Below are 4,448 nucleotides of genomic sequence, written 5' to 3'. Positions count from 1 at the left end.
TTCAAAGTGTTTAGTGTTAAATGGTTGTAAAATACAACTATTGCTATCAGCACTTTATACGAAACAGGGGTACTATTTTGTTTGGATTTTTTAAAAAAAATAAAAAGCCCATCTCCTTAGTCAGGAAACGGGCTTTTTAACGAATATTTTGTTAACCTTATTTTAAGGCGTTTACAAATTTAGTAAGCTTTGATTTATTGTTCGATGCTTTGTTTTTATGAATAACATTCTTTTTGGCCAAACGGTCAAGCATCGAAATTACTTTTGTTAAAAGAGGTGCCGCATCAGCCCTGATGGTAGTTCCTCTTAATTTTTTAATGGCGTTCCTGGTGGTTTTAGCCTGGTACCTGTTGCGTAAGCGCTTCGCAGCGTTAGAGCGGATCCTTTTTAATGATGATTTATGATTTGCCATTGTATAGCTTTGTTATTCTTTTTCTTTTATTTTTAAGGACTGCAAATATAGGATGATTATTTTAAAAATCAAACATCTTTTTTATTATTGTTGTAAGTTGAAATGTTTGAAGGTTGGAATGTTTTTAAATGATAAAACTTATTGGCCCAACATTACAACTTTTCAACTTTAAAACCTTCCAACATCTATATTTGAAAATGAAAAAAGCCTTCAGGATATGCGTTGGATGTATATTGATCTTTCTCTCCAGCTCCTGGGGTTTTTATGCGCATTACCGCATCAACAGGCTGGCTGTTTTTACGCTGCCTGCGGCGATGGAAGGGTTTTATAAATCCAACATTGATTACATTACCCAACATGCCGTTAGCGCTGATAAAAGACGTTACGTCGACTCCACCGAAGCACCACGGCATTACCTGAATGCCGATCACTACGGTAAAAATCCATTTGCAAAGATCCCGCAGAATTGGGATGACGCAGCCATAAAATATTCCGCAGATACTTTGCTCAAATATGGAACGGTGCCATGGGTTATTCAAAACAACTATTACCGGCTGGTAAAAGCCTTTAAGGAACATGATACCACCGCCATTTTAAATACCTCGGCAAACCTTGGCCATTATATTGCCGATGCACATGTTCCGCTGCACCTTACACAAAACTATAACGGGCAGTTAACCCGCCAAACGGGCATCCATGCGCTGTGGGAAAGCCGGCTTCCGGAGCTTTTTGGCGACCATTATTACTATTATATTGGCAAAGCCCGGTATATTAACGACCCATTGAAAGAAGCTTTTAAAATATGCCGGGCATCCTATAATGAAGTCGACTCTGTTTTGCGCTTTGAGCGAATCCTGAATAAAACTTTCCCTTCATCAAAAAAATATGTTACCGTAAAGCGCAGCAACAAACAGGTAAAGGATTATTCCTTCACTTATTCAAAAGCCTATCAAAAAATGCTGAACCGGATGGTGGAACGCAGGATGCGATCGGCGATTCTGGCTGTCGGCAGCTATTGGTTTTCGGCCTGGGTGGATGCCGGGCAGCCCGACCTTAATAAACTCATCAAACAACCGCTAAGCGAGGCAGATAACAAAACGATCGCAAAGGAAGAAACTTGGTTCAAAGCCGGAAAATAATTAGCTTTAACTCATTGATATGAGAAAAAAAGCGGCAGTCCTTTATAATAAAAATAATCGCATCGAGTGGCGCAGTCACGAACCATCCCGGCTAGAAACTTTCAGCGATGCCGTTTTTGCCTTTGCAGTAACCCTGATCATTGTTTCGCTGGAAGTACCTAAATCGTTTACCGAATTATTTGAAACTATGAAGGGGACCTTAAGCTTCGCCGCTTGTTTCGGGGCCCTATTCCAGATCTGGAACCAGCAGAATATCTTTTTCAGACGCTATGGTTTACACGATAGTGCTACCAACACACTGAATGGGGCACTCCTTTTTGTTGTACTGCTTTATGCTTACCCGCTGAAATTTTTATTTAGCCTGCTGTTCGACAATAACTCGTTTATAGAAAGCGGCCATGCCCGCGAGATGATCAGCACCGCCCAGATGCCGGCGCTCATGTTAATTTATGGTGCAGGTTTTACGGCTATCAACCTGCTGTTCTATTTAATGTACCTAACGGCAAAAAAACACACCAAAGACTTGAAGCTAAAACCAGTTGAAATATATGAAACCCAAACCGTTATTTACGTCAACCTAACGCTTACGCTTATTGGCATTACGGCCATGTTACTAGCGTGGTTAGTACCTGTGGAATATTCCGGCCCTTCCGGGTTCACTTATATGCTGATTGGCCCTGCCTATTGGTTTTGGTATAGTTTTCGGGCCAAAATTGCCAGGAAAAAATTCAAAGCTATTGCTGAACCTGCTTCTTAGTCATCCTGCTTTTAATAGCCGCGTAAATGGGCGGGATAATGGATAGTAAGATGATCACGATGCCTACCATAGAAAAATGCGTTTTAAAGAAAGGCACGTTACCTAAAAAATAGCCTGAAAAAAGGAACACAATTATCCACGCCGCACCGCCGATGATGTTATATAAACTGTACTTGAGGAACGGCATTTGGCTCACCCCGGCAACAAAAGGCGCAATGGTACGGATGATCGGCATAAAACGGCTAAAGATCACCGCAAGCGCCCCGTGTTTTTCAAAAAAAGCGTGGGTTTGATTGTAATATTCCAGCTTTAATATCTTGTTTTCCGGTTTAAATACCTTGTGGCCAAAATATCCGCCCAGTAAATAATTGACAGTATTGCCTGTAAATGCCGCCGCGATCAATATAATCGTCAGCATAAAAATATTTAAACCTGTACCGCCACCGGCTATTAAAGCGCCTGCAGCAAAAAGCAGCGAATCACCGGGTAAAAAAGGGGTAACTACAAAACCGGTTTCAGCAAAAATAATGACGAATAATATGAGATAGGTAAGCGCATGATACTGGCTGATAATGGCTGACAAGTGCTTGTCAATATGTACGATAAAGTCGATGAGGCTTTTTATAATTTCCAAGGCGATTTATTTTTTTCCAAAAATATAAATTTTAATCAGTTAATAGTTCTATAGATTGACTGTATCAAAAAAGCTAATTAATCAACTTCCCGCTTTATCGTCTCACCCATCTACTTATTAACTATCGTCGCCGCATTAAATGCTGCCGTATCAGCCCTTGAAGTGTATCCATAAGCATATAGCGTGTATAAACGCCCGTCCTGGATGGTTACCGGCGTTAGCTCCTTGATGACAGTAGTGGTGCCGGTTGGCTGGATCTTGAGGTCGTAATTCCCTACGGGCAATTCGATGTACTTGCTGATCTTTTGATAAGCAACACCAGAAAATAAAGGAGAGTCATTGGCTAAAACATCCAGGCCGCCTGTAGCCGATGGCGAGGCGTCAACAAACCTGATCTTTCCCCGGCCGGGTGTTGGGGTACCTGCAGTATCCACGGTGAATATGGTGGTGTCTGAACCGTCTCCCCGCGAACCAACAATAAACAAAGAATATTTTGCCCTGACTGTCAAAACATCTGACCGGGTAAGGTAAGTGGTTCCAGAATATTGAACCGACCTGATCTGGTACGGCACATCGGTTGAGGGCACATAAAAATACCCCTGCCTTACGCCAAAAATGTAGGGGGCTGAGTTAACCTGCTTATTATCAATAAACAAGCTGACGGGCATCATATCCGGGCTTAAATTTAAAATCTCATATTGAATATTAAGCCCCTTCGGGCTTGCATTGCCAGATTTACCGCAGGAGGAGATCTGCGTAATAAAAAACAATGCAAAGCCAAATAAAACCAGTTTATAAAATAGGGCGTTTTTACTCTTTAAATTTCCTGAATCCATTTCATGTTAATAATTTATCACAATGCCAACACTGAATTTGGCGGTGCCTGTACCATTAATTGCCCCCCGCGTAACCAGCGAGTAAATCCTCCCCGGCTGAAAAGCAATTGACGTGTCGATGATTGCCGTTGCCGATCCCGTTTGGGAAACCTTTACTACTTTTATACCGCTACCAGTAAGACGAAATCCGGATGATGATTGAAAAGGCTGCTTTGTATAGCTAAGAGTGTCGCCAACGGTAACGTCCAGGTTACCTGCTGCTGGGGATGCATTAACAAACCTAATTCGTGTACCTTTTCCATTTTGGGTGCCTGTAGTATCTAAAAAATCAATTGTATTAAATGATTTATCAGCCGTTTCGCCCGCTACGTATAACGAATAGTTTAAACTGTCTTTCAAAGTCAGCGGCACACTGAATAATACATTAAATGCTCCGGCCTTTTTAAACTGAAAATTTTCAGCTCCCTGCGGAACCGGAAGATAAAAAGATTGACTACCTGGATATAAGCTCGAACTATTGTTCTGCCGGGTGCCGTTTAAATAAAAGTTCAGCGTATCAGCTGATGCATTTACCACGTTCACACCTGCATATAACACCGTTTTAATAACCGAATCGTTGTTTTTACATGATTCAAAGGCTAACAAAGCAGTAAAAAAATAGACTATATAA

The 4,448-nt window shown here is 41.4% G+C and carries 6 protein-coding genes; 2 read left to right on the top strand and 4 right to left on the bottom strand.

Annotated features, from left to right (window positions below):
• Window positions 1-157: 157 nt before the first annotated feature.
• Window positions 158-412, bottom strand: coding sequence for a 30S ribosomal protein S20 (gene rpsT, locus QZY09_RS03255; RefSeq protein ID WP_295667985.1), 255 nt, complete (start codon window positions 410-412; stop codon window positions 158-160).
• A 197-nt stretch (window positions 413-609) separates the two neighbouring features.
• Between rpsT and QZY09_RS03250 the strand changes: the two genes are divergently transcribed.
• On the top strand, window positions 610-1,551 hold the full coding sequence (locus tag QZY09_RS03250) for a zinc dependent phospholipase C family protein (RefSeq protein WP_295667983.1): 942 nt from the start codon (window positions 610-612) through the stop codon (window positions 1,549-1,551).
• 19 nt (window positions 1,552-1,570) lie between these two features.
• Window positions 1,571-2,308, top strand: a complete 738-nt coding sequence (locus tag QZY09_RS03245) for a TMEM175 family protein (RefSeq protein ID WP_295667982.1) — start codon at window positions 1,571-1,573, stop codon at window positions 2,306-2,308.
• On the opposite strand, the gene QZY09_RS03240 is transcribed toward QZY09_RS03245, so the two are convergent.
• From QZY09_RS03240 to QZY09_RS03230, 3 genes are all read right to left on the bottom strand, one after another.
• Entirely contained in the window at window positions 2,286-2,942 is a 657-nt protein-coding gene (locus tag QZY09_RS03240) for a VTT domain-containing protein (RefSeq protein ID WP_295667980.1), read from the bottom strand. The two genes, QZY09_RS03245 and QZY09_RS03240, sit on opposite strands and share 23 nt — an antisense overlap.
• Before the next feature lie 110 nt (window positions 2,943-3,052).
• Complete coding sequence (locus QZY09_RS03235; protein WP_295667977.1) at window positions 3,053-3,778, bottom strand: DUF4397 domain-containing protein; 726 nt, start codon at window positions 3,776-3,778, stop codon at window positions 3,053-3,055.
• A gap of 6 nt (window positions 3,779-3,784) precedes the next feature.
• On the bottom strand, window positions 3,785-4,448 hold a 664-nt coding region (locus QZY09_RS03230; RefSeq protein WP_295667975.1), incomplete at its 5' end, for a DUF4397 domain-containing protein.

Origin of the sequence: uncultured Mucilaginibacter sp. (genome assembly GCF_903913935.1) — a bacterium.
Lineage (GTDB): Bacteria > Bacteroidota > Bacteroidia > Sphingobacteriales > Sphingobacteriaceae > Mucilaginibacter.
Note: the sequence above shows the minus strand (reverse complement) of the source record. Positions and strands in the feature narration are given on the sequence as shown.

Coding starts and splice junctions, on each gene's coding strand:
- rpsT (WP_295667985.1), bottom strand. CDS start 412: ATGGCAAATCATAAATCATCATTAAAAAGGATCCGCTCTAACGCTGCG.
- QZY09_RS03245 (WP_295667982.1), top strand. CDS start 1,571: ATGAGAAAAAAAGCGGCAGTCCTTTATAATAAAAATAATCGCATCGAG.
- QZY09_RS03235 (WP_295667977.1), bottom strand. CDS start 3,778: ATGGATTCAGGAAATTTAAAGAGTAAAAACGCCCTATTTTATAAACTG.
- QZY09_RS03250 (WP_295667983.1), top strand. CDS start 610: ATGAAAAAAGCCTTCAGGATATGCGTTGGATGTATATTGATCTTTCTC.